Origin of the sequence: Desulfotruncus arcticus DSM 17038, from assembly GCF_900113335.1 — a bacterium.
GTDB lineage: Bacteria > Bacillota > Desulfotomaculia > Desulfotomaculales > Desulfallaceae > Desulfotruncus > Desulfotruncus arcticus.
In genome coordinates this window covers 53,537-76,865 of the sequence record NZ_FOOX01000013.1, presented here as the reverse complement: position 1 = coordinate 76,865, position 23,329 = coordinate 53,537, and the positions used below count along the sequence as shown (strand labels likewise).

Here is a 23,329-nt window from a genome sequence, read left to right as displayed (position 1 = left end):
ACAGAATTTTGCAACTGCATACGGTATTCAAATAAACCACTGGCTGATTATTAAAAGCATAATTATTCCCGGTACCTGTAAAACACCGGCAATAAGTATAGTGAAAAAATTAACCGCCAAATGCATGTCTAAAAAGCCTAAAATGAAGTTGCTTATGGCTAGAAGAATCACTCCGGTCACCGCATATAAAGCCAGTTTGAGCAATACAGCCAAAGGCTTGAACAGCGCCGTCAGAAAAAAAACGGCCACCAGCGCGGTTACCCCCGCTACCACTATCATCAGCATATTCATTTGCAAATTCCATTCCAAAACCAGCACCCCCGGTAAAGACTTTTCTACCAATATATGGGGCATTAATGGAATTAATTACTAAATTAACATCTTTACTTCATTTCTCTGCGGCCTTCCATAGCCTTCCCCAGAGTGATCTCATCGGCATATTCAAGATGCGCCCCGACCGGCAGGCCGTGAGCAATCCTGGTTACCTTGACGCCCAGGGGTTTGATCAGCCTGGCCAGGTAAAGGGCGGTAGCGTCACCCTCCACATCCGGGTTCGTGGCTAAAATTACTTCCCTGACCTTGCCGCCTTCAAGTCTGGTCAGGAGATTTTTTATATTCAGCTTTTCCGGACCGATGCCCGCCAGAGGCGACAGTACGCCATGCAATACATGATAAACTCCCTTAAAGCCGCGGTACTTTTCAACAGCCGCCACATCCCTGGGGTCCTGCACCAGGCAAATAATACCCGTGTCCCTGCCTTCATCAGCGCAAATGCGACAGGGATCCAAATCCGTCAGATTGCCGCAAACGGAACACCGCCTCACTTTTTCCCTGGCTTCTTTAATGGCTAAAGCCAGTTTTTCAGCAGTTTCCGGAGGCTCGTTCAAAAGAAAGAACGCCAGGCGTTGCGCGGTTTTAGATCCAATCCCGGGTAACCTGGCCAATTCGCCGATCAAGCGTGATACTGCTCCGGCATATTGCATTGATTGTTCACTCCCGTTTCCTAAAACAAACCAGGAATATTGAGTCCGCCGGTAAGCTTACCCATCTCGGTGGTCATCATTTCCTGGGCCTTTCTCAGTGCTTCGTTGACCGCAGTCAGAATCAGGTCCTGAAGCATTTCCACATCCTCGGGATCAACGGCTTCGGGCTTAATTTCCACAGCAAGGACCTCCAATTTGCCGTTGGCCACTGCTTTGACCACACCGCCGCCCGCCGTGCTTTCCACCGTTCGGTTGCCCAGTTCTTCCTGCATTTTGGCCATTTCCGCCTGCATCTTCTGGACCTGCTTCATCATTTTAGCCATATTACCACCCATATCAATTTACCTCCTTAATTATTATCCTTTCGTATCTTCGTCAACAGCTATTTCCTCCGCCTGGAATAAACTTATGGTGTCGGTACAATCTAATTGCTGACCGCCTCTTTCTTCCCAATTCGGCGGAGGTGCTTGATAAAAATTGCAACGGATCTGCCAGTTACTGCGGGTAAACGAATATAACGTTTGCGTCAGCAGCTCCCTGGTAGCGGCTTCCTCTACCATTTGCCTGGAGAAAACATCTCCTTCCGGCACCCCCAGCACCAGGCAGTGCTCCTTGACTTCAGCCGGCCAGACCTGGCAAAGATAATTATATGCGGCCAGACTGTTTTTTTTAACCATCTGCAGCAGATCCGGCCACCACTTTTGGATTTGTGCCAGGTCATATAAAGCTGCGTTGACAGCTTTTTCTTCCACTGCAACTGCTTTATCTGCTGCAGCAGGCTCTTCCACCCGCCGGCCCGGTTTTTTGGGCGGAGTAGCATCATATTTTATAGTATTTCCCTCTATAACCGGTTTCTTACCGACCGGTTTGTCTGCAACCACCTCAGCCACAGCCGGGGTGTCCTGTACTTGCTTATTTTTTTGACGGGCCGGAGTTGAATCGGGCGTGCTCATTACCGCCTGTTCCAGCCGCTCTATCCTGGCGCAAAGCTCATCAAGGGAACCGGCGCCGGTTGCTACGGCTTCTCTGCCGGCCCTGATCAGGGCCAATTCGAAAACCACCCGGGGGTGGGAACTGCGCTTCATTACCTGCTCCGCCTCCACCAGCAGATCAATGGTGCGCATCAGCCGGTCAGGATTTAAAATAACCGCAGAATTATTGTCCCCCGCATATGAAGCACTACCTCCTGTTTGCCCGGACGCCAGCATGGAAACCAGCAGGCCGCGCAGAAATTCAGTTAGTTCCGCGGCTAACAGATGCAGATCTTTACCCTCTGTGACAATGCGGCCAATCAGGCTTAATACCTGAGGCATATTTTTTTCAGCAATACCTCGGGTTATTTCCCATAACGCTTCTTCCCGTACCGTACCCAATATGCCGTGCACAACATCATCTGTGACAGCCGCATCCCCTGAAAGCAGCAGCGCCTGATCCAACACGCTGAAGGCATCCCGCAAGCTGCCGCCGGCAGCCCGGACTATCGCCTTAATTGCGCCGGAATCCACTTTTAAGTCGCTTTTAGCCGCTACTTCCTCCAGGCGCCCGGCAATTATTTCGTCCGGTATGGGCCTGAAATCAAAGCGCTGGCACCGGGACAGTATCGTTAGCGGGACCTTATGGGGTTCCGTTGTGGCTAAAATAAACAGCACATGGGCCGGCGGCTCCTCAAGTGTTTTCAACAAAGCGTTGAATGCTTCGCTGGTGAGCATATGCACTTCGTCCACTATGTATACCCGCCGGCAGCCCAGGGACGGGAAATATTTAATATTCTCTTTTAAATCGCGAATTTCATCAATGCCCCGGTTGGAGGCGGCATCTATTTCAATGATGTCCATAGTAGCGCCGGATAAAGCTTCCCGGCAGTTTTGACACTGATTGCACGGCTCTCCCCGCTCCTGACCGGAACAGTTGACCGCCCTGGCCAGCACTTTGGCGGTACTGGTTTTACCCGTCCCCCGGGGGCCGCAAAACAAATAGGCATGGCTGACCCGTCCGGAAATAATGGCGTTACGCAAAGTTTCAGTAACGTGCTTCTGGCCGACAATTTCACTTAACAGTTTGGGACGCCACTGGCGGTACAGAGCTAGATAGCTCAAAGCATTCACACCTTTAACCAATTTTTTACCACCAAACCTTATTCGCTAATGCAGTTGCTTTTCCCTTCCGGGTCAAGGATATCTTTGCAAGGTAAAGAAATGCAAAAAACCGGCTTTTGCCGTTTTTTTAATAAAATTAAATCACGCCTGCTCCTGGAGGAATTAAATATTATAAAGAGAATTTTTAAATTACTTCTGCAGCTGGGCCGGAATCTGCCCGTAATAATCAAAACATTCCTGATTGGTCAGGGCATCCCGGTACTGAATTTAGCAACCTAGTTTGACTCATGTAATCGCCGTTTCCTGCAAATTATAGGGAAGCAGCGATTTTTTTCAGATTTATACCATACGGATCACAAAAATCATCGAAAATTATAAGATAACAACGATAAGTTCTTACATACAAAAGGAACCATTTCGTTTGTATAAACGTCAAAATGGTAAAATAGTGCAGATAAATCTTATCTGCATTGATTGTAATAATAACAACTTAATATCAGCGCTAAGGGCAAACTCATCGAAAGGTGGGGACGCAAAGCCACAGGGTCTAAGGTATTTATGTGCCATGACAGCCTGGCCGCCGCTTTTATTAACCTTGGCCTGCCCATTTAAGCAGGTTTTTTGTTTTTTTTTGGTAGGGGAGATACTATAATTAACCAGGGAGGCTGGAGACTTTTGTGATAAGACTAACCGAATTAATCGCCAGGGCCCAAAACGGCGATCAAGAGGCCCTTGCTCAAGTAGTTGAAAGATTTTTACCGATTGTGAAAAAATATAGCCACGATTTGGATCATGATGAAGCTTATTCTGATTTGATAGCATGGATTGTCGTTGCAGTTAATCGTTATAAACCTAAATCCAACTGGGGTAAGAATGAATTGAGCTTTTATCTGTCTAATAAAAAAAAAATTGAATAAACATTATCATATGGGGTTGTCTGCAAAGTCTCTTTTTTCTCTTTATATAGTAGGGGGATATAGGTTATTAATTAAAATAAAAGTGAATGGAGGTGATCAAATGGTCCCCCAAAACCTGAAAGGTATAATTTAAATTCCGAAGATGCCCGGCTGACAGCCTGGTTTTTAACCGGATTACGTCATGAATCAATCCGGTTGTCTAAAAAGTATAATCGTTTACGGAAATACGAGTTCTTAATCTTAAATGATTCGCCGGGTAAAGATACCGTAGACGATGCAATAGAATTAATTGATACAATCGCCTCAAAAAACAATACCCTGGTGGAAGCGCTGAGCGGTTTATTTATTCAGGAAGTTTTCTCGCTGCTGACAACGCAGCAGCAAAAGGTCATTAAGGCAACTATCCTGGAAGGAGCAACTGAACGGGAAGCAGCCATTGAATTGGGTGTAACCAAGCAGGCGGTGAACAACATAAAAAACCGCGCTTTAAAGAAGTTAAGAAAACATTTTGTTTCGACTGAACCCTTTGACCAATAGAATTTTGTCCATACAAATGATTATTTGTATAGTTGATGCTTTTGACCTGCCCGGTTCATGCGGCAGGTTTTCTTAACAGGAGGTGAGAAACATGTTAGAGTTTTTCACATTTACATCGCTCGGTACTTTGACCGGGGCAATTACCGCCACAGTACTGATAGTGGAATTTTTAAAGGACTTTAAGCTATTTGCCCTGGTAACCACCCGCTTTCTTGTGCTGGTGGTAGCCGAAATGGTCATGTTTATTGCATGCATATCCAGCGGTAACTTTGCATTTAAAGACTTACCGATTAATTTTCTCAACGGTTTAATAGTGGCGTCTTTTGCCATGGCAAGCTGGCAAATAGTGTATATCCACCTGTTTGGTAAGATTCGGGAGGATATGAATGGCCGGAACATAAACTCCCGGGATAAATCACCTGGTTCCCTGTAAAGTTTAAAAGATCCAAACAATCGGACGGAGGTAACCATGATAACCAATAGAAACAAAAAAAACCGGCTTTTGCCGGTTTTTTTAAAATTAAATGGCCGCACACCTGCCTTCGAATAATGACTTCCGGGCGCTACTCCTGCAGGTAGCTCGGGCCAGGCTCCCTTGCGGCACCCGAAGTATCTTCCTTAGTGCTGCTTCCGTCAGGACCTGACACGGTTCAGAAGGCTCCGTCGCGCAAGACCCGGCCGTCAACACCCCTTACAGGAGCCGGACCCCACAAGTCAAACCCTCGGGCGGGAATTCAACCCCGCTATAGCGGATTGCGGGTACAGGGCACCGCTACCTCCCCGTCTAGCACGGCCAAATTTAAAACTTTTTACTTAGGACGAGGACGGACCCATCATAAAAAGGCCCGTCCCCAAGTAGTTTATATGGCGGAGAGAGAGGGATTCGAACCCTCGAGACGGGTTCACGCCGTCTACGCGATTTCCAGTCGCGCGCCTTCGACCGACTCAGCCATCTCTCCGTGGTCTACGTGCAAAAAATTATTTAGCTCTCTATACTTAGCTTCCCTTCAACTGCGCAATCTCTATTATACATGCATCCACGGGTTACCGCAAGTCTTTTTGCCAGACTGGGCTTTTAAAAATGTTTCCACGGTTGGACATTTGTACAAAATTTAAAGAGAGAAGGCCGGGCCTTCTCTCTAAAGCAACCATCCCTACAGTTTATACGTTCCCGCAACAATCTTGATAACCAATTTCCTGACAACCAGTTGAGTCATGCTTTAGATGTGCTAACGTGATACCACCGAGAAAAGGTTAGCTTAAAATCCTCCTTGAAAATGTGATTTCTTAGGTCACAAAACCCTAGGCTTACTTCAAAACTTACACTTGATTTGAAACACTTAATCTTACCTTGAAACACTATCCTACGACTATGGGTAAACCGACAAGTAACTTAAAACACTTGTAACTATACAACCTGAGTCCTGTAAGGATGGTGCTTAAATACATAATAGCATAAGCTCCTTAAAATTGCAAGATTAGTCTGTTAATTATTCTGCGGAACAGAAGGCCGCCAGGGCCGGAATTCTTGGGCAGCAGCCCGAAACGCATTTATATTTTCCCGGATAGAAATTTTAACAACAAGTAAATAACTGCGGCAATTATCAAAACGCCTAAAAGAAAAATATAGCTATAAAATTTATACCATGCCCAAAGGTAGACTGTGGAAATAACGATTGACATTAGCATAAGAGGAAATGCTATTTTCATAAAGCCCCAAAAGCTTATGTCATTCCCTCTTTTTTCAGCCAAGCCTATTACCACAACATTTGCTGATGAACCGATAATTGTTCCGTTACCCCCCAGGCAGGCACCCAGGGACAATGACCACCATAGAAAGTTTAGGTTTTCAATATTGCCCAACCTGCCCATTTCTTGAATAAGTGGAATCATTGTTGCGACAAACGGAATGTTATCTACAAATGATGATGCAATGGCCGCAAGCCAGAGAATGGCTACACCCGAGGCTAGAACTTCACCTCCTGTGACATTGAGTGTATATTTTGCAAGAACCTCGATAATCCCCAAATGTTCCAATGCACCTACTAAAACAAATAACCCGATAAAGAAAAATATGACTGTCCATTCCACAGAATGCAGAACGTGCTCCGGATCTTCCCGGCTTAACAACATTAGCAAACTGGCTCCGCTTATAGCTATTATTGAAGATTCAATATGAACATACTGGTGTAAGGCAAATCCAATCATTGTTAACAAAAGCACAATCAAGCATTTTTTCATTAGTGCCGTGTCTTTAATTTCGTCCTTTTCATTTAGGCTTAAAATGTTTTTTTGTTGAGTTGAGGAAGTACTTAATTGATTTTTATAGTAGATTCTCAAAAAGAACACTGTAAAAATATAAACAATCATGACAACAGGAGTTAAATTTATTACAAAATCCATAAATCCCAAGTTAGTTGCGGTGCCGATCATAATGTTGGGCGGGTCACCAACCAAAGTTGCCGTGCCGCCTATATTGGAAGCGATTATTTCCACAATCAGGTAAGGAATCGTATTAACACCAAGCTTTTTAGTAATTGCAAATGTTACCGGAACAATTAGTAATACTGTAGTGACGTTATCAAGAAGCGCCGATAAAACGGCAGTTACAAGCGCCAGGGCAACCAGAATATTTAATGGTTCTCCATTAGCCTGTTTGGCCGCTTTAATGGCCAAATATTCAAATAACCCTGTTTGCCTGGTAATCCCAACGATAACCATCATACCAACAAGGAGGCCGATGGTGTTAAAATCTATGGCGCCAATTGCTTCTTCCGCTGATAAAATTCTAGTTAAGCCGATTATTGATGCGGCCACTAAAGAGATTATCGTTCGATGAATTTTTTCCGAAACAATAATGGCATATGTTAATAAGAATAAAATGGCTGCAAAATAAACCTGACTATTTTGGGACATATATCTCAACTCTCTTTTTTAAATAACCTAAATAAATATCCTTTCCGGGGACATTTAAATTAATCCCAACCGGGACAAATCCGTCAAAATAGTTACTTTGTTGCCAAACTTCCACGTATTTATGTTTAAAAACTAAAAAAATATAAAATGTTTCCTAAAAAATACAAACAAAATGACTCCTCTTGCTGCTAAAAAAAGGGACATATCAGTTAAGTGTCGAATAGAAACTTTATTTTAAAATATTATCATGGGAGAGTGGTGTATAAGTGGAAGCATTTTCAGCCCTCATCGGTACGATTAACGGGTTCGTGTGGGGCCCGTGGATGTTGGTTCTGCTGGTCGGCACTGGTATTTTTCTTAGCCTGCGGCTGGGGTTTTTACAGTTTTCTTCGCTGCCCTATGCCTTAAAGCTGGCTTTTTCACCAGCCCGGCAGGACAAAAAGTCCAAAGGGGATATTTCTCACTTCCAGGCTCTGATGACTGCCCTGGCAGCCACCATCGGCACCGGTAATATCGTGGGTGTCGCCACTGCGGTTGTACTTGGCGGGCCGGGTGCCGTATTTTGGATGTGGATTACTGCCGTTTTCGGAATGGCCACAAAATACGGGGAAGGTGTTCTGGCCGTTAAATACCGCGTGACTGACGAAAAAGGCGAAATGGCCGGCGGCCCTATGTATTATATTGAAAAAGGCATGGGACAAAAGTGGCTGGCATATATATTTGCCTTCTTTGGAGCCTTTGCCGCTTTCGGTATCGGTAACATGGTCCAGGCCAACTCGGTGGCTGGAGCTGTTCATGATACTTTCGGCGTATCAACATGGATTACAGGACTAATTTTAACTGTTTTAACCGCCGCGGTAATTCTGGGCGGCATTAAATCCATCGGTAAGGCTACAGGTATTATTGTTCCTTTCATGGCAGTTTTTTATGTTTTAGCAGGACTTATAATCATTTTAATCAATATTGATAAAGTACCCGCAGCTTTTAGCATTATTTTCAGCAGTGCCTTTAATTTGCAGGCAGGCTTCGGGGCATTGATCGGTTCCACTATTCGTTACGGCGTAGCCCGCGGCGTATTTTCCAATGAAGCCGGCCTTGGCTCCGCCCCTATCGCAGCAGCCGCGGCCAAAACAGACCATCCCTGCCGGCAGGCTCTGGTTTCTATGACCGGTACCTTCCTTGATACTATAATCGTCTGCACCATTACCGGCTTAACCCTGGTAATGGCCGGCCTTTACCCCGGCTTGGAAAAAGCCCAGGCCGCCGCTCTTACCAGCCGGTCCTTTGACTCATTCTTCCCGGGCATTGGCAGCCTTATCGTCACCATCGGACTTGTTTTCTTTGCTTATTCAACAGTGCTGGGCTGGTCTTATTACGGTGAAAAATGCTTCTATTACCTGGTAGGGCGGAAAGGAATTATCTTTTACCGGATACTTTTCAGCCTGGCCGTACTGGTCGGGGCTACACGAGAACTGAGCCTGGTCTGGGACATCGCCGATACCTTAAACGGCGCCATGGCCATTCCCAACCTGATCGCCCTGCTGGCTCTGTCCGGCGTGATTGCAGCGGAAACCCGTGATTTTAAAAAGATCCGCGCCAAAGAAACGGCCCGGGATACAGCAACGTCGTAATAACGGCGGCAATTTAGCAGCAAAAGGCAAGCACGGGCAGGAAAAACGCATTAATATCCTTGAGTTGTTCAAAACGAGGCAGGGGGCTTCAAAAAAATTGAAACCCCCTGCCTCGTTTTATAGACAAAAGTATGTTCTTAAAGTTATTGTTTATTTGCTGAATCTGCTTTTGCCGCCCATCCTGCCGCCCCGCTGAAATCCACCTTTCTTGTTGTTACCGCCACCCCTTGCATAACCTCTATGCCCGGTGTTAAATTTTTTGTTTTGTTTTGCCCTCAGGGGCTGCTCTTCGGTAAGCTTGACAGGAGTTTGATCAATGTCTTTGGTCAGCACTTTTAACGCTGCTGCAACAAGTGTAACAGAATCAGTTGCATCCAATAAATCTTCGGCGAAACCCTTGTAATGCTCGATATCACCTTTTTCAACAGCATTCATTAGCTTTTCCACCGCCAGGCGCTGCTGCCCTTCAATGGCCTCTTTTATTGTTGGAATCGGTTTCCTGGCAATCTTGCCTCTGGTCATATTCTCAATTATCCTTAAATGCCTGATTTCCCTGGGCGTAACCAGAGTAATAGCGGCACCGGTTTGCCCGGCCCGGCCGGTTCTGCCGATCCGGTGTACGTAACCTTCCGGGTCCTGGGGAATATCAAAGTTATAAATGTGGGACACCCCGCTGATATCCAACCCCCTGGCGGCAACATCTGTGGCCACCAGGGTTTCAATAAGGCCCTCTTTAAACTGCCGCATCACCTGGTCCCGCCTGGCCTGCGACATATCTCCGTGAATCCCTTCGGCCGAATAACCGCGCTTGCTCAGGGCTTCATAGAGTTCGTCCACCCGGCGTTTGGTACGGCCAAAGACAATACTCCGGGTAGGCGACTGCGTATCAAATAAGCGGCACAGCACATCAAATTTTTGTTTCTCTTCTACCTCAATATAACTTTGCTCAATCACCGGAACGGTAACTTGCCTGGATTGAATCCTAATTACCTCCGGGTTGATCATAAACCGCTGCGCCAAGGTTTGAATAGGACCGGGCATGGTCGCGGAAAAGAGCAATGTCTGCCTCTCCTCGGGGATATCCTTAAGGATAGTTTCAATATCCTCAATAAAGCCCATATTGAGCATTTCATCCGCTTCATCCAATACCACTATATTCACCTGGTTGACTCTGATCGTCTTTCTCCTCATGTGGTCCATGAAACGCCCCGGTGTACCTACAATTATATGCGGTCTATTTTTCAGCGCCCTGATCTGGCGGTTAATATCCTGTCCCCCGTATATCGGCAGCGTTCTGATACCCTTAAACTGGCCAATTTTATTTAGTTCTTCCGCCACCTGAACAGCCAGTTCACGGGTGGGTGTTAAAACAACCCCTTGAATCTGCCCTTGCTCAACCTTTAAAAACTCAACCATGGGTATGCCAAAGGCTGCCGTTTTACCTGTCCCCGTGTGCGCCTGGCCAATTAAATCTCTGCCTTGCAAACCAACGGGTATGGCTTTTTCCTGTATGGGTGTAGCTTCTTCAAAGCCCATATTGTTAAGCGCCCGAATTACCGGCTCATTCAAACCAAAATCATTAAATGTAACCATTACCTAATAACCCCTTTAAAAAAAATTAATCTTTAACGTATTCCTAGTATAAACAGTTTTGTCACCAATTTACCCATATAACTTTAAAACTAAGTTTTGGTACTATTTTTCCCGGTCTTCTTTGGCCAGTGCCTGTTTCAGCAATTCCCCCAGGTTGCTGCCAACAGAACCTTGATCGCTGTACCGGGCGATAAGTTTCTGGTTCATCCTGCTCGACCGTTTGGAGCTGGCAAACCCGAAATCATTTTCCTTCTCCGGCTGCCGGTGCCCGCAGCTCCGGTCCTGGCAAACCAGCAGATTACCCCGCTTACCCTTGACTATCAGCATAAACTTACCGCAAACCGGGCACTTGGTCCGGGTAATATTGTCAGCCTTATAAACCGAGTTATCGGCTGCAACACCCTGTACTAATTCTCCGGCTTTAAGTCTGATTCCGTGAATAAATTTCTTTTTATTCTCCTTGCCCCTGGCAATGTTGGTTAAACTTTGCTCCCACCGGGCAGTCAATTCCGGGCTTCTCATCTCCGGAGCAACAAGATTTACCAACTGGATGCCTTTAGAAGTGGGCACCAGTTCCTTGCCGTTGCGCTCGATATAGTTGGTGTAGAGCAGTTTTTCGATAATATCCGCCCGGGTGGCGGGTGTCCCCAAGCCGCTGCCCTTCATTGTTTCCCTCAGTTCTTCATCTTCTATGAATTTGCCCGGACTTTCCATGGCTGAAAGCAAAGTTGCTTCGGTATACCGGGCCGGGGGTTTAGTTTTGGCCTTAATAGCTTTAGTGCTTTTAACCTTTCGCTCTTCGCCCTTGCTGAGATTAGCCAGGATTTGCTCCGGCAGCGCATCCTCCCTGCTCTCTTCCCGGTCGGTCAGGTTGCGTGATATCGCCCGCCAACCCTGATTTGTTACTATTTTACCCCGGGCATAAAAGCTTTCCCCGTTAATGCCGGTGACCAGAGTTATTTGGTCATAACGGTATGGAGGGTAAAGCACCGCCAGAAAGCGCCGGACAATCAAATCGTGTATTTTCTTTTCATCCGCGTTTAACTCCGTTAGCTTAACCGGCTGCTCCGTTGGGATGATGGCATGGTGGTCGGTAACCCTGCTGTTATCCACAAAACGTTTGGTTGGCTTTAATTGCTGCTGCAAAAGTTGCCTGGCCGGTTCAGCATAGGATCCTACCGCCAGGCCCTTTAGTCTGGCCGGCAGGGTCGGCACGATGTCAGTGGTGATATAGCGGGAATCCGTACGGGGATAGGTTACCAGCTTATGTCTTTCATACAGATCCTGAAGTGTACTCAGGGTCTTTTGCGCCGAAAAGCCAAAACGCCGGTTGGCTTCCCGCTGCAGCTCAGTTAAATCGTAAGCCAGGGGGGGCGGCTCACTTTTGCTTTCCCTGCGCAAATCAACTATTTTGCCGGTATGCCCCTTTAGTTTCGCCAGCAATTCCTCTACCCTGGCATAATCAAAAATGCGGTTTCCCTCTTTGCCCCGCCAGTCGCCAAAATAATCACCGAAATCCGCCCGGATGGTCCAGTAATCTACAGGCACGAAGGCTTTGATTTCTTCCTCCCGCTGCACAATCATCGCCAGCGTGGGCGTCTGAACCCGCCCGGCGGTGAGCTGGGCATCAAACTTACAGGTTAAGGCCCTGGTAAGATTTAACCCGATCAGCCAATCCGCCTCCGCCCGGCAGATAGCCGCATCATAAAGGTTGTTATATTCCGCTCCCGGCTTTAATTTGGCAAAACCCTCGCGAATTGCCGCATCTGTTTGAGAAGAAATCCATAAGCGCTTAAAAGGTTTTTGCCAATTTCCCAGTTTCATAATCCAGCGCGCCACCAGTTCACCTTCCCGCCCGGCGTCTGTGGCTATAACTACTTCCCCGATATCCGGTCGCTTCATTAAATTGCGAATCGATTGAAACTGTTGGGAAGTCTTGCGGATTACTTTAAGCTTCATTTGCTCCGGCAGCATGGGTAAATCTTCTAAACGCCATTGTTTAAACTTTTTATCGTAATCCTCCGGCTCGGCTAATGTCACCAAATGACCCAAAGCCCAAGTCACCACATACTTTTGACCTTCAAGATATCCCTTGCCTTTTTTCTGGCAGTTTAACACCCTGGCAATTTCCCGGGCCACGCTTGGTTTTTCCGCTAATACCAGTGATTTCATAAAATCCCCCGTTAAAAGATCAGTAGTCAGGAGTCATTAGTTAGGAGTCAGAATAAAAGAAGCGGTTGGGCATTCTGACTACTAAATTCTGACTACTGACTCCTGAATAGTAATTATAGCACAATTATAACAATTATAACTAGAAAAAGGGTTACCTCACCCAGTAAGCGGGAAAGAGTAACCCTTTTGCTATCTATAGAGTAGTCTCAAACTCAGTCCGGGGAGTGTTCTCCAAATTAGACTGGGCATACTTCTGGCTCTTAACCCGGTCATGTTTATTCAATATCCTCTTTCTTAACCGCAGGTTTTGGGGTGTAATCTCCAAAAGTTCATCCGTGCCCAGGTATTCCAAAGCTTCCTCTAAACTAAAGCGGCGGGGTTCTTCCAGGCGGATAGCTGTCTCTGCCGTGCTGGAACGCATATTGGTCAGGTGTTTTTTCTTACACACGTTAATTTCCAAATCCTGTTCGCGGGTGTGTTCCCCGACCACCATGCCTTCGTAAACTTTAGCTCCGGGCGTAATAAACAACACGCCTCTGTCCTGAACGGAATGCAAACCATACATGGTGGCTTCCCCGGTTTCCATAGCGATCAGTACGCCCCTGTACCTGCCTTTGATCTCCCCTTTATACGGCTCATAGCCCAGAAAGATATGGCTCATTACACCATGCCCCCTGGTCTCGGAGAGAAGCTGCGAGCGGAGACCGATCAGCCCCCTGGCCGGAACTCTGAACTCCAGCCGGAGTTGGTTTGGCCCTATATTGGTCATATTGGCCATTTCACCTTTCCTGGCCCCGATAATCTCCATAATCACGCCCATTTTATCTTCAGGGATATCCACCATCAGAAGCTCTATGGGCTCCAGCAGCCTGCCGCCTTCACGGCGGTAGATAACCTCCGGTTTGGATACCTGGAGTTCAAAACCCTCCCGCCTCATGGTTTCAATTAAAATGGAAAGGTGCAGTTCACCCCGCCCGCAAACCTGGAATATATCAGGGCTTTCGGTCTCCTCTACCCTTAAGCTGACGTTTCTTTCCATTTCTTTAAACAGCCTGGCCCGCAAGTGACGCGAGGTCAGGTATTTGCCGTCCTGGCCGGCAAACGGGCTGTCGTTAACCATAAAAGACATCTGCAAGGTCGGTTCGTCAATGGTAATGGGTTCTATTTGTTCCGGGTTGTCTTTACAGGCCACAGTCTCTCCAATTTTAATTTCTTCCAAGCCTGAAAAAGATACGATGTCCCCGCAAACAGCTTCCTGCACGGGCAGCCTTTCCAAACCTTCATACGTATAAAGCGTACCTATGCGCCCCTGGCGAATACTGCCGTCATGAGCAATGATACTTACCTGCTGCCCCGCAGAAATGGTCCCCCTGTTGATCCTGCCCAAACCCATGCGCCCCACAAAATTGTCATATTCCGTGGTGTTTACCAACAGCTGCAGCGGTCCGTCAGGGCTGCCGGGCGGCGCCGGTATATGCTCTATAATAGCCTCAAACAGAGGTTTCATGTTTTCTCCCGGTACGCTTGAGTTCACCGCAGCGGTCCCCGCTTTGGCCGAGGTATAGATAATCGGGAAATCAAGCTGCTCATCATTGGCTTCAAGCTCGAAAAAGAGCTCATATACCTCATCAACAACCTCGGACACCCGTGCATCCGCCCGGTCTATCTTATTGATCACGACAATGGGTTGCAGCCGCAGCTCCAAAGCCTTGCGGAGTACAAAACGGGTTTGCGGCATAGCCCCCTCAAAAGCATCCACCAGGAGCAATACGCCATCAACCATTTTAAGCACCCGCTCAACCTCGCCGCCAAAATCGGAGTGTCCCGGCGTATCCACAATGTTGATTTTAATATCACCGTAGCTCACCGAGGTATTTTTGGACAATATAGTTATGCCGCGTTCCCTTTCCAGGTCATTTGAATCCATAACCCGTTCCGCAACCTGCTGGTTTTCCCTAAAAATGCCGCTCTGCCTTAACAAGGTATCCACTAAAGTAGTTTTCCCGTGGTCCACATGGGCGATAATAGCGATATTTCTAAATTTATTTGCAGACAAAGCGATTTAAACCTCCTTGATTAATACATAAACATCAAACAATAAAATCATAGTAATCGAGGCCAACTTTATTATTATATCAGGTGCCGGGTTGGTTTGCATCATAACCTTTCGTAATCTTAACTTTATTTTAATAAAGAAGACTTGGTTCAGGTGGGGTTCTGACCCCACCTAAACCTTAGTCGCACTTATTTCGAGTTTATCGCCGCTTAACGAGATTAAAATAATACAGTTCGGTTAATATATCTCAGTGGTATTTAGGGCAAAGGGCTTGCTTCGGCTGAAAACATTTTTAAACAAGTATCAGGCAAAGACCCTTACCAGCACGTAAAAGCCGCTGCGGAGCTGGGGTTGGGATCATGGGAATACGAAATTGAAACCGTTTTGTGCAAACCAAAACCGGATGGCAGCACCGAACCCAGCAACCCGTTTGATCATTAAATTTGTATCAAAAGGCCGGTGACTCTCCGCTGCGTTCAGAGCTTCGCACCAACAGCACCGGCAACTATCAGTTGGGGACATACCTTCGACCAAAACCCTGACCCTAAAGAGAAGGTGTGTCCCCTTTCCTTAAATCCATTTTGTCCCTTAACTCATCTATATTCCAGGGATTCAGGGGCTTGCAAATTATCTCGTTAACCCGGAGTTTTTTGATATTTTGTGAAGAGGCTGCCTGCATTACCAGGGCGGTATCAGAACCCCGGCCGGTCCCGGCCACGGCGATTATTTTTTCACCGCTTTTTAAATATCCCGCATCGGTGGCCATGAGAACTATTTCAAAGCAGACCTTAACTCCCTGGCTAAAGCAGCGCAGCAGGTTGGCCATTACGCTTGCGGTATTAGACCCGTACATGTTATCGGTGTGAAAAAGCATGGTGCCAAAATGCACTGCGTGGCCGGCATCCCGCAAGGTTTCTACCAACTCCCGGGGAAACGGGTTTTCCTTTCTGATAAAATCAAACTGGTGGGGCACCACAATTAATTGAACCCCGCTGTCTTTAAAAAAATCCATGGCCTTGCGGGCTGTTGCACCGGTGGTTGAGGCAAGCACCAATTTTTTCACTGCCAGGTTATTCATTCTCTCTTTGACCAAATCAAAAACGGCCTCAGTATTATCCGTCTTGATACTTTCAAAATAAACCACTTTGCTTTCCATATAACTCAAATCCTTTCTATTGGTATAAATATGCGGGATAGTATAAATATAAGGGCGGCTTCAACGACAGGATGGTTTTAACAAAGAAGACTTGGTTCAGGTGGGGTTTTGACCCCACCTGAACCTTAGTCGCACTTATTTCGAGTTTATCGCCGCTTAACTCCCGCCTGTGGAGGCGGGAGTCTTAGCGGCGGTTAACGAGATCAACCAATAATATTCTTTTTATATACTACCCAATGAGTTCTGTTAGTAATAAAAAACCCTATTGTTAAAGAACTATAAAATATCGGAACTTGTCGTGTTTAATAACCGGCGGGCATTGTTAATTAAAACATGCTCCAACGTTGGCCTCGTTAACCCAAGCTGCAGGAGCCCTTCCAAACCATATTCCAGCTTGTAGAATTGGAAAATCACTGCCATATATAAACCTCTTCGGGAACCGTTCCATAAATGCAGCCAGTTGTTCTAACGGTAATTTTATCTCGGGTTTGCCCAGCACCCAGGAAGTATCGAGGTAAACATTGGGGTACCTTTCCACAAAAGTAAACGCCTGATCCAATTCATAAAGTCCCAGATGTGGAATAACCACTTTTAATTCGGGCCATCTCGCCATAACTTTTTCCAGAGGGCCCAAACCCAGATATGGCGAGCCTGGAGGATACGGCGCCGTGCCGGTATGAATAATAACCGGTTTCTGACGTTCATAAGCCGCCCGGTAGATAGGATCCAGACCCGGATCATCAGCGGCAAATTGCTGCACCGCCAACTGCAATTTAAAACCGGCGAACTGCCAGTCATCCAATACCGTTGCCATTATTTGTTCCAAATTACTATCCTTGGGATGGATACAGGCAAAAGGGATGAAACAAGGATATTGCCGGCAGATATCCCGAACCCACTTATTCAAGTCCAGGGACATATCGGGCTTGTGAGCATAAGTCAGCAAAAAAGCGCGCTCCATCCCCATCTGTTGCAAACAAACAACATATCTCTCAATATCCCAGTTCTCATAGGGTAATTGCCAACCAATATTTTTAAACCAGCGCCAAATAGCTTTAAACAACGGCTGGGGGAATAAATGGACATGGGCATCCCAGAATTTTACCATTAGTTACTTCGCCTTCTTACTTCCAAAATTTTGCCCTCTCGTAATTCCATTAATCAATCAGCAAAATATACTAAATAAAGAAATTGGTAATTTTTTAATTTACACGTTAATTATAACTTTTTTCTTAGTTTCTTTACCAGTCATATTAATATGCTTTTTGGTGTCCCCCGCCGGCTTTGATCTTCGCATAGCCTATAAAACCCCATCTGAACCAAGTCTTCTTTAGCAGCATAGATTAAAGAAAAAGCAAAAGGGGTATTTACTTTGGCTTTAGACAATTTACAGGCACAAGTTAACGAAAAGATCACTGGTATAACCGCTTACCTGGTAAACTCCCAGGCTGCTGACGGTTCATGGTGTTATTGTTTTGAAAGTGCAATTTCAATTGACTGTTATATGATAATTCTTTTAAGACATTTGAATATCCGGGATAATACACTGATTTATGAACTGGCGCACAGGATCAGATCCAGGCAGGATCCTTCCGGCGCCTGGAAACTTTTTTATGACGAGCCGGAAGGTAATTTATCCGCTACTATTGAGTGCTATTATGCTTTGCTCCTAACCGGCTACACAAGCAAGGATGACCCGCAAATGCAAAAAGCCCGCGATTTTATTCTTTCCAAGGGAGGACCTCATCAGGCCGGCTCGGGGACCAAGGCGATTCTAGCCCTTACCGGTCACTATCCATGGGAAAATACGCCTGAATTCCCGGTGGAAATGATATTGCTGCCCACCTGGGCACCATTCAACATTTATGATTTTGTTAGTTATAACAGGGTTCACTTAGCGCCACTGATGATTTGCAGGGATAAAAAATTTATTCTTCCACTGACTGATGGCCCAGATCTTTCAGATTTATATCCATCCACCCCTGCACCACAAGTTGACCTGCCCAGTTTTTTACTAAAAGCGATAAAGTCGGGATTAAAAAATATTCCTTTACCTACTAAAGAAATCCACGATTTGGCCCTAAGCAAGCTTGAAAGATTCACGCTGGCCAGAACAGAAATAGACGGCACGCTTTACAGCTACTTTACTTCTACGTTTTTTATGATTTTTGCCCTGCTGGCGTTGGGCTATGAGTCAAGGCACCCTGTCATTACAAAAGCGGTAACCGGTCTTAGGAAGATGGTCTGCTATACCGGGGTTGATTACCACCAGCAGGAGACAACATCCACTATTTGGGATACCGCTTTAATTACCTATGCGTTACAGGAGTCCGGACTTGTTTACAACCATCCCACAATAAATAAGGCTACAGAATTTTTGTTATCCAAACAACAAACCGGGTATGGCGATTGGCAGGTTCATAATCGCCAGGGGCACCCTGGAGGCTGGGGGTTTTCCAGAACCAATACGATCAATCCGGACGTTGATGACACCGCGTATTCATTACGCGCGCTGTGCAGGCCGGCCGCTCACCATCCTGAGACCATGGGTGCAGCATGGAAGGCCGGACTGGCATGGTTGTTGAGTATGCAGAACAGCGACGGCGGCTGGCCTGCCTTTGATAAAGACACCGCTAAAAAATGGCTGGACTTACTGCCCTTGCCCGATGTAAAACCAGTGCTGACAGATCCTTCAGCAGCGGATTTAACGGGTAGAGCAATTGAATTTTTAGGCAATTACGCCGGGCTGGCTTCCAGTAACCACGTTCGGAATGGGGTAGAATGGCTGCTGCAAAATCAGGAATCTGACGGGTCCTGGTATGGCCGGTGGGGAATCGCTTTCATTTATGGCACCTGGGCGTCCGTTACAGGACTGGTAGCTGCCGGTGTAAGCCCGGGCCATAAAGCCATCCAACAAGGCGTGAAGTGGCTGCTATCCATTCAAAACCCCGACGGGGGGTGGGGTGAATCGTGTTTAAGTGATGCTGAAAGAAAATACATTCCGCTGGGGTTTAGCACCCCGTCCCAAACAGCCTGGGCCATTGATACTTTAATTGCAGCCGGACTGCGTGATAACCCTGCAGTTACCCGGGGTATTGAAGCCCTTCTGCCGCTAACGGCAAATACCGGCGCTGCTTCTGTTTATCCAACCGGAGCAGGTTTACCGGGAGGGGCTTACATCCACTACCATAGTTATCGCTATGTCTGGCCGCTGGTCACCTTTGCCCACTATCTGAATTAGACTCACTCCTGCAAAAATTAATTGCCGCTCTTGCTGCAATTGACGATGGTAGAGCCATCCCTGTTTTTTCCCCACAACCGGTGTGTCTTAATTAATTGCCAATATGTACAATGAACCAAGGGGTTCTGTAGGTCCGATGCCTACAGAACCCTAATTATATGCAGAGATTTGAGGATGGTGGCGTTAATAGATGAGTTAATCGATCGATATGTCTGAAATAGTTTTATGTTAGAGTATCAGGCCTGATATTTGACGCGGAGATATTTAAAAATTATGACTCGATTAATTTAGCTATTTAGCTTTTATATTATTTAACCGTCCAGGCGCTGTTCCGGCCTTCTATGTGGGAGAAAACCCTTTTTAAATTAATTAACCTGCCTACAGCCCGGAACGGCAAATAACCAAGGGTAATTTATTACTTCGGGTGCCCCCTACCCAGCGGCAGCATTATTCCCAGACTATCCTCCATTATGCCTGCCGGCGCACCCAATTGTACAGCACCCCGGACCAATTCCTCCCGGCCGCTGCATTCGCCCGGCAACAGCGCTTTTTCATTTTGCTGATAAAATTTAACCAAGCTCTCCCCGGAGTACTCTTCATCATAAATATAATTCTTATAATATCCCATATCATAAGCACCTCCTGTGTTTTTTAACACGACCATCAATGAGCGGCGCCGAAGGTAGCGTGTTTTAGGTTCTATACTAGCACACACAGGCAAATGCCTTATTTTACCATTTTAAGCTGTTTATTTAATCTATCTCGTTAAAACTCTAATTTACTTTAGCTAAATCAATTTGTTGTTAATATTATCCAACCGGACAAACCTGCTGCTAATGATTACATCCGCTGCATGTGCTTAGTCCCAGGCCGTTAATGACATCTTGAAGCCTTTCTCTGTCTACAGCTGGTTCCTGAAAGGGACGTCGCCGCATTCTATGCTGCAGGGCCAAGTTAACTGAATTTAGAACATCATCCGCATTAACTTCTTTCCTGCCATTTAAAGCCGCCATAGTTTTAGCCGTCTTGATCATGGTAATGTCCGCCCTGTGACCGTCAACACCCACTTCAATAGCAATTTTGGCAATGATAAAAAGGAATACGTCGGAAATAGCCACATCGGGCAGGATATTTTTAGCCCCGACAATGTCGCGGCGGATTTTTTCTTCTTCATCTTCCCACTTGCCGGCAAATGCCTGTGGGTCTGCTTCGTACCTTAACCTGCGCTTAATCACTTCAACCCTTAGTCCGGGGTCTGTAATCCCGGTAATACCAACACATAAACCAAACCGGTCTAAAAGTTGGGGCCTTAATTCTCCTTCTTCCGGATTCATGGTTCCAACAAGTATAAAATTTGCCGGATGCTCAAAAGAAACTCCTTCCCTTTCCACAATGTTGTAACCCATGGCGGCGGAGTCCAATAATATGTCAACTATATGGTCATCCAGTAAATTAACCTCATCAATGTAAAGTACGCCTCTGTTGGCGCAGGCCAAAATCCCCGGTTCGAAATGTTTTTCTCCTGTTTTAATGGCCTTTTCCAAGTCTATGGTTCCGACAACCCTGTCCTCCGTTACGGATAACGGCAGCTCCACAACTTTCATTTTCCGGCTTTCCACAGGCAAATGCTCTTTACCGGCCACCCGTTCCCGGCAATTAATACACATAGTTGTTTCGTCTTCCGGGTCGCAGCCGAACGGACAGTCTTGCACTACATTAATTTCCGGTAAAAGTGCTGCCAGGGATCTTACAGCGGTAGATTTAGCAGTCCCCTTTTCTCCTTTGATTAAAATCCCGGACAATCTGGGGTTTATAGCATTTAGCAATAACCCTTTTTTCATTTCCTCCTGGCCTACGATAGCAGTAAAGGGGTAACATCCTTTCGCGGCAGGCATAATTAAGCCCCCTTTTATCTATTTAAGTATTCATCAACTCCGCGCGAACTTTACGGCCCGGACTAATTCCTGAGATTTAAGCTCATCTATTTTAAAATAATACGCGCCCATGATATTCGCCATCACCTGCGCCACTCCGAAAGAAACCCGGTTTACTCTTTCAACATCTATAACCATAGTCTTAATCCTGTTCTCACCGGCAATTAATTGAGCCACGTTGAGCGCTTCTACCAGGGGTTTTTCTTTGTCCATGCTGACATTGCCCTTACCGTCGGTAATAATAATCAACAACGGGGATAAATAAGAGTTTTTTCTTAAACTGGCTTTAGCGACTTCATAGGCTTTCAGCAGGCCTGCCGAAAGGGGTGTCATGCCCCCCACCGGCAGTTCACCAAGAAGCTTTTGTCCCAGCTCCACACTGTTGGTGGGAGGAAGCAAAATATCAGCCGTGTTGTCCCGAAAAGCCACCATGCCAATCTTATCTCTTTTTTGATATGCGTCATGCAGCAGCGATAAAACAGCTGTTTTAGTCTCCACCATGCGCCGCTGCGCCCCCATGGAGCCGCTGGCGTCCACAACAAACAGCAGCAGGTTGTTGACCCGCTTTTCCCTAATTTTTTCACGAATATCAATTGGCTCTATGGCAATAGCCTTTTTTTCCCGTAACCGGTACTTTTGGCAAGGTGCCGCCGCCCTCACGGTAGCATCCAAAGCCAGGTCGTTGTTTCTGCGCTGCATGGTGCTGCGCACATAACGGCCCGACTTGGACAGCGTTATGGTGGTTAACCGCCGCCCTGACCCATTACGCATCATACGGTCACGCACTGGAGTGATTTTTCTTACTGCAAAGGGTTGAATTAAGTTTTGTACCATTCTGTGCAGCCTTGGAGCCCGGGCATTTTCAAGCCCGTTTAACTGTGAGCTCCGGCCGGTAAGGTCACCGGCCGGACAGCTTAAATTTGCCCCCGGGGGAGGGGAAAAGCCAGGCGGCCTGCGGTCTTGCCGACCCTGCGCGGCTGCCTTGTATCCATGTTCCGCGTTTCCCGTACCGCTTTGGGAATTTAAATTCGTTGCTTCCCGGCCACGATGCCTGAGAACTAATTCCGCCGCTTCAAATACATCCTGCCCAATTACTTCCGTTCGCCCGTTCCAGGCCGCCACGGCGCCGGCTGCCGCCGCCATTAAAATATCGGCGCGGTGCCCGGCAGTCATGCTGTTTAGGCTTAACTTGACGATCAAGTCAGTTAACTGAACGGAAATGCTTACTTCGGGCAGCAATTCCCTGGCAATTAAAATACGTTTCCTGATGCTCTCCTCCGCCGCCGCCCAGCTCCGGAGAAAACCCCGGGGATCGGCCTCAAAGCTTTCTCTGCGTTTAATTATTTGCACCCGCAAGGCAGGATCCTTAACTCCCTCAGTTTTTACACACAGGCCAAAACGATCCGTTAATTGCGGGCGCAATTCGCCTTCTTCCTGGTTCATGGTTCCGACAATGACGAGCTGCGCCCAATGGGTGTAGGAGATACCCTCCCGCTCAACGACATTAATCCCCGTTGCCGCCACATCCAATAGAGTATTTACCAGATGGTAATCTAACAGGTTTACTTCATCAATATAAATAATTCCACGGTTGGCCCTGGCCAGAAGACCGGGTTCAAATTTGCGCCTGCCCAGACTGACAGCCTGCTCCAGATCCAGACTTCCCACCAACCGGTCTTCTGTAACCGCTAAAGGCAACTCGACAACCCGCACTTGTCGAAGCATCTTCGGCAGGCGGTCTCCCTTTAAAACAGCTTCCCGGCAATCATGGCAAAGTCTGTTGTGTTCACCCGGATCACAGCTAAAACGGCAGTACCGGACCACCTCTATCCCGGGAAGCAACGCAGCCAGTCCGCGCACTGCAGTGGACTTGGCCGTACCCCTTTCCCCCTGGATTAAAATACCGCCCAGTTTGGGGTTTATTGCAAGCAAAATAAGCCCGGTCATCATTTTTTCCTGCCCGACAATTGCTGAAAAAGGATAAATAACCCGTTCCTTGCATGCCATGAACAACCTCCGGTTAGGCGTCTCGCCAACGCTATCCTTAATTTGGTTATTATTTTACGATAGTTTAAAACTATTATGAAATAATGTCAA

Annotated in this window: 19 protein-coding genes, 1 tRNA gene, 1 other RNA gene and 1 riboswitch; of the genes, 6 read left to right on the top strand and 15 right to left on the bottom strand. The window is 46.7% G+C overall.

The genetic code is table 11. The annotated features are described in order from the left end of the window. Positions 1-27: 27 nt before the first annotated feature. Genes BM056_RS16735 through dnaX form a run of 4 tightly spaced genes read right to left on the bottom strand, consistent with a single transcriptional unit; the run spans position 28 to position 3,100 of the window. Complete coding sequence (locus BM056_RS16735) at positions 28-354, bottom strand: pro-sigmaK processing inhibitor BofA family protein (RefSeq protein ID WP_092472558.1); 327 nt, start codon at positions 352-354, stop codon at positions 28-30. A gap of 29 nt (positions 355-383) precedes the next feature. Next, positions 384-983 carry a recombination mediator RecR gene (recR, locus tag BM056_RS16730; RefSeq protein WP_092472557.1) on the bottom strand — a complete coding sequence of 200 codons (600 nt, stop codon included), beginning with the start codon at positions 981-983 and terminating at the stop codon, positions 384-386. Positions 984-1,003: 20 nt separating this feature from the next. After that, positions 1,004-1,318 carry a YbaB/EbfC family nucleoid-associated protein gene (locus tag BM056_RS16725; protein ID WP_092472556.1) on the bottom strand — a complete coding sequence of 105 codons (315 nt, stop codon included), beginning with the start codon at positions 1,316-1,318 and terminating at the stop codon, positions 1,004-1,006. A 21-nt stretch (positions 1,319-1,339) separates the two neighbouring features. After that, positions 1,340-3,100 carry a DNA polymerase III subunit gamma/tau gene (dnaX, locus tag BM056_RS16720; protein WP_165613573.1) on the bottom strand — a complete coding sequence of 587 codons (1,761 nt, stop codon included), beginning with the start codon at positions 3,098-3,100 and terminating at the stop codon, positions 1,340-1,342. 63 nt (positions 3,101-3,163) lie between these two features. On the opposite strand from dnaX, the gene BM056_RS16715 reads away from it, so the two are divergent. The 4 genes from BM056_RS16715 (at position 3,164) to BM056_RS16700 (ending at position 4,966) form a co-directional block, all read left to right on the top strand. Further along, positions 3,164-3,358: a hypothetical protein gene (locus BM056_RS16715; protein ID WP_092472554.1), complete on the top strand. Its 195-nt coding sequence runs from the start codon at positions 3,164-3,166 to the stop codon at positions 3,356-3,358. 218 nt (positions 3,359-3,576) lie between these two features. Continuing rightward, positions 3,577-3,664: riboswitch (cyclic di-GMP riboswitch) on the top strand. A gap of 92 nt (positions 3,665-3,756) precedes the next feature. Further along, positions 3,757-3,996, top strand: a complete 240-nt coding sequence (locus tag BM056_RS16710; RefSeq protein ID WP_165613572.1) for a helix-turn-helix domain-containing protein — start codon at positions 3,757-3,759, stop codon at positions 3,994-3,996. Positions 3,997-4,191: 195 nt separating this feature from the next. Continuing rightward, the gene (locus BM056_RS16705) at positions 4,192-4,533 is read left to right on the top strand and encodes a sigma factor-like helix-turn-helix DNA-binding protein (protein WP_238456508.1); all 342 of its coding nucleotides are present in this window, start codon (positions 4,192-4,194) and stop codon (positions 4,531-4,533) included. 91 nt (positions 4,534-4,624) lie between these two features. Then, complete coding sequence (locus BM056_RS16700; RefSeq protein WP_092472551.1) at positions 4,625-4,966, top strand: hypothetical protein; 342 nt, start codon at positions 4,625-4,627, stop codon at positions 4,964-4,966. Between the two features lie 95 nt (positions 4,967-5,061). Here BM056_RS16700 and ffs read toward each other — a convergent pair. From ffs to BM056_RS16685, 3 genes are all read right to left on the bottom strand, one after another. After that, positions 5,062-5,326: signal recognition particle sRNA large type (gene ffs / locus BM056_RS16695), an RNA gene on the bottom strand. Positions 5,327-5,398: 72 nt separating this feature from the next. After that, a tRNA-Ser gene (locus BM056_RS16690) sits at positions 5,399-5,492 on the bottom strand. 592 nt (positions 5,493-6,084) lie between these two features. Further along, positions 6,085-7,449: an ArsB/NhaD family transporter gene (locus BM056_RS16685; RefSeq protein WP_092472550.1), complete on the bottom strand. Its 1,365-nt coding sequence runs from the start codon at positions 7,447-7,449 to the stop codon at positions 6,085-6,087. A 266-nt stretch (positions 7,450-7,715) separates the two neighbouring features. Here BM056_RS16685 and BM056_RS16680 point away from each other — a divergent pair, with 266 nt between their 5' ends. Then, positions 7,716-9,080, top strand: coding sequence for an alanine/glycine:cation symporter family protein (locus BM056_RS16680; protein ID WP_238456507.1), 1,365 nt, complete (start codon positions 7,716-7,718; stop codon positions 9,078-9,080). A 150-nt stretch (positions 9,081-9,230) separates the two neighbouring features. Here BM056_RS16680 and cshA read toward each other — a convergent pair whose 3' ends face one another. From cshA to BM056_RS16655, 5 genes are all read right to left on the bottom strand, one after another. Continuing rightward, entirely contained in the window at positions 9,231-10,673 is a 1,443-nt protein-coding gene (gene cshA / locus BM056_RS16675) for a degradosome RNA helicase CshA (protein WP_092472548.1), read from the bottom strand. A 102-nt stretch (positions 10,674-10,775) separates the two neighbouring features. After that, on the bottom strand, positions 10,776-12,845 hold the full coding sequence (locus BM056_RS16670) for a DNA topoisomerase III (RefSeq protein ID WP_092472547.1): 2,070 nt from the start codon (positions 12,843-12,845) through the stop codon (positions 10,776-10,778). A 193-nt stretch (positions 12,846-13,038) separates the two neighbouring features. After that, the gene (typA, locus tag BM056_RS16665) at positions 13,039-14,907 is read right to left on the bottom strand and encodes a translational GTPase TypA (protein WP_092472546.1); all 1,869 of its coding nucleotides are present in this window, start codon (positions 14,905-14,907) and stop codon (positions 13,039-13,041) included. Between the two features lie 538 nt (positions 14,908-15,445). Then, positions 15,446-16,057, bottom strand: coding sequence for a pyruvate kinase alpha/beta domain-containing protein (locus tag BM056_RS16660; protein WP_092472545.1), 612 nt, complete (start codon positions 16,055-16,057; stop codon positions 15,446-15,448). Positions 16,058-16,379: 322 nt separating this feature from the next. Then, positions 16,380-17,165: an amidohydrolase family protein gene (locus BM056_RS16655; protein WP_092472544.1), complete on the bottom strand. Its 786-nt coding sequence runs from the start codon at positions 17,163-17,165 to the stop codon at positions 16,380-16,382. A gap of 264 nt (positions 17,166-17,429) precedes the next feature. Here BM056_RS16655 and shc point away from each other — a divergent pair, with 264 nt between their 5' ends. Continuing rightward, positions 17,430-19,298 carry a squalene--hopene cyclase gene (gene shc / locus BM056_RS16650; protein WP_092472543.1) on the top strand — a complete coding sequence of 623 codons (1,869 nt, stop codon included), beginning with the start codon at positions 17,430-17,432 and terminating at the stop codon, positions 19,296-19,298. A gap of 415 nt (positions 19,299-19,713) precedes the next feature. On the opposite strand, the gene BM056_RS16645 is transcribed toward shc, so the two are convergent. The 3 genes from BM056_RS16645 to BM056_RS16635 form a co-directional block, all read right to left on the bottom strand. Further along, positions 19,714-19,926 carry a hypothetical protein gene (locus tag BM056_RS16645; protein ID WP_092472542.1) on the bottom strand — a complete coding sequence of 71 codons (213 nt, stop codon included), beginning with the start codon at positions 19,924-19,926 and terminating at the stop codon, positions 19,714-19,716. Positions 19,927-20,131: 205 nt separating this feature from the next. Then, a complete protein-coding gene (locus tag BM056_RS16640) occupies positions 20,132-21,193 on the bottom strand; it encodes a magnesium chelatase ATPase subunit I (protein ID WP_092472541.1) in 1,062 nt (353 codons plus the stop codon). 33 nt (positions 21,194-21,226) lie between these two features. Next, on the bottom strand, positions 21,227-23,239 hold the full coding sequence (locus BM056_RS16635; protein ID WP_092472540.1) for a magnesium chelatase subunit D family protein: 2,013 nt from the start codon (positions 23,237-23,239) through the stop codon (positions 21,227-21,229). Positions 23,240-23,329 lie beyond the last annotated feature (90 nt).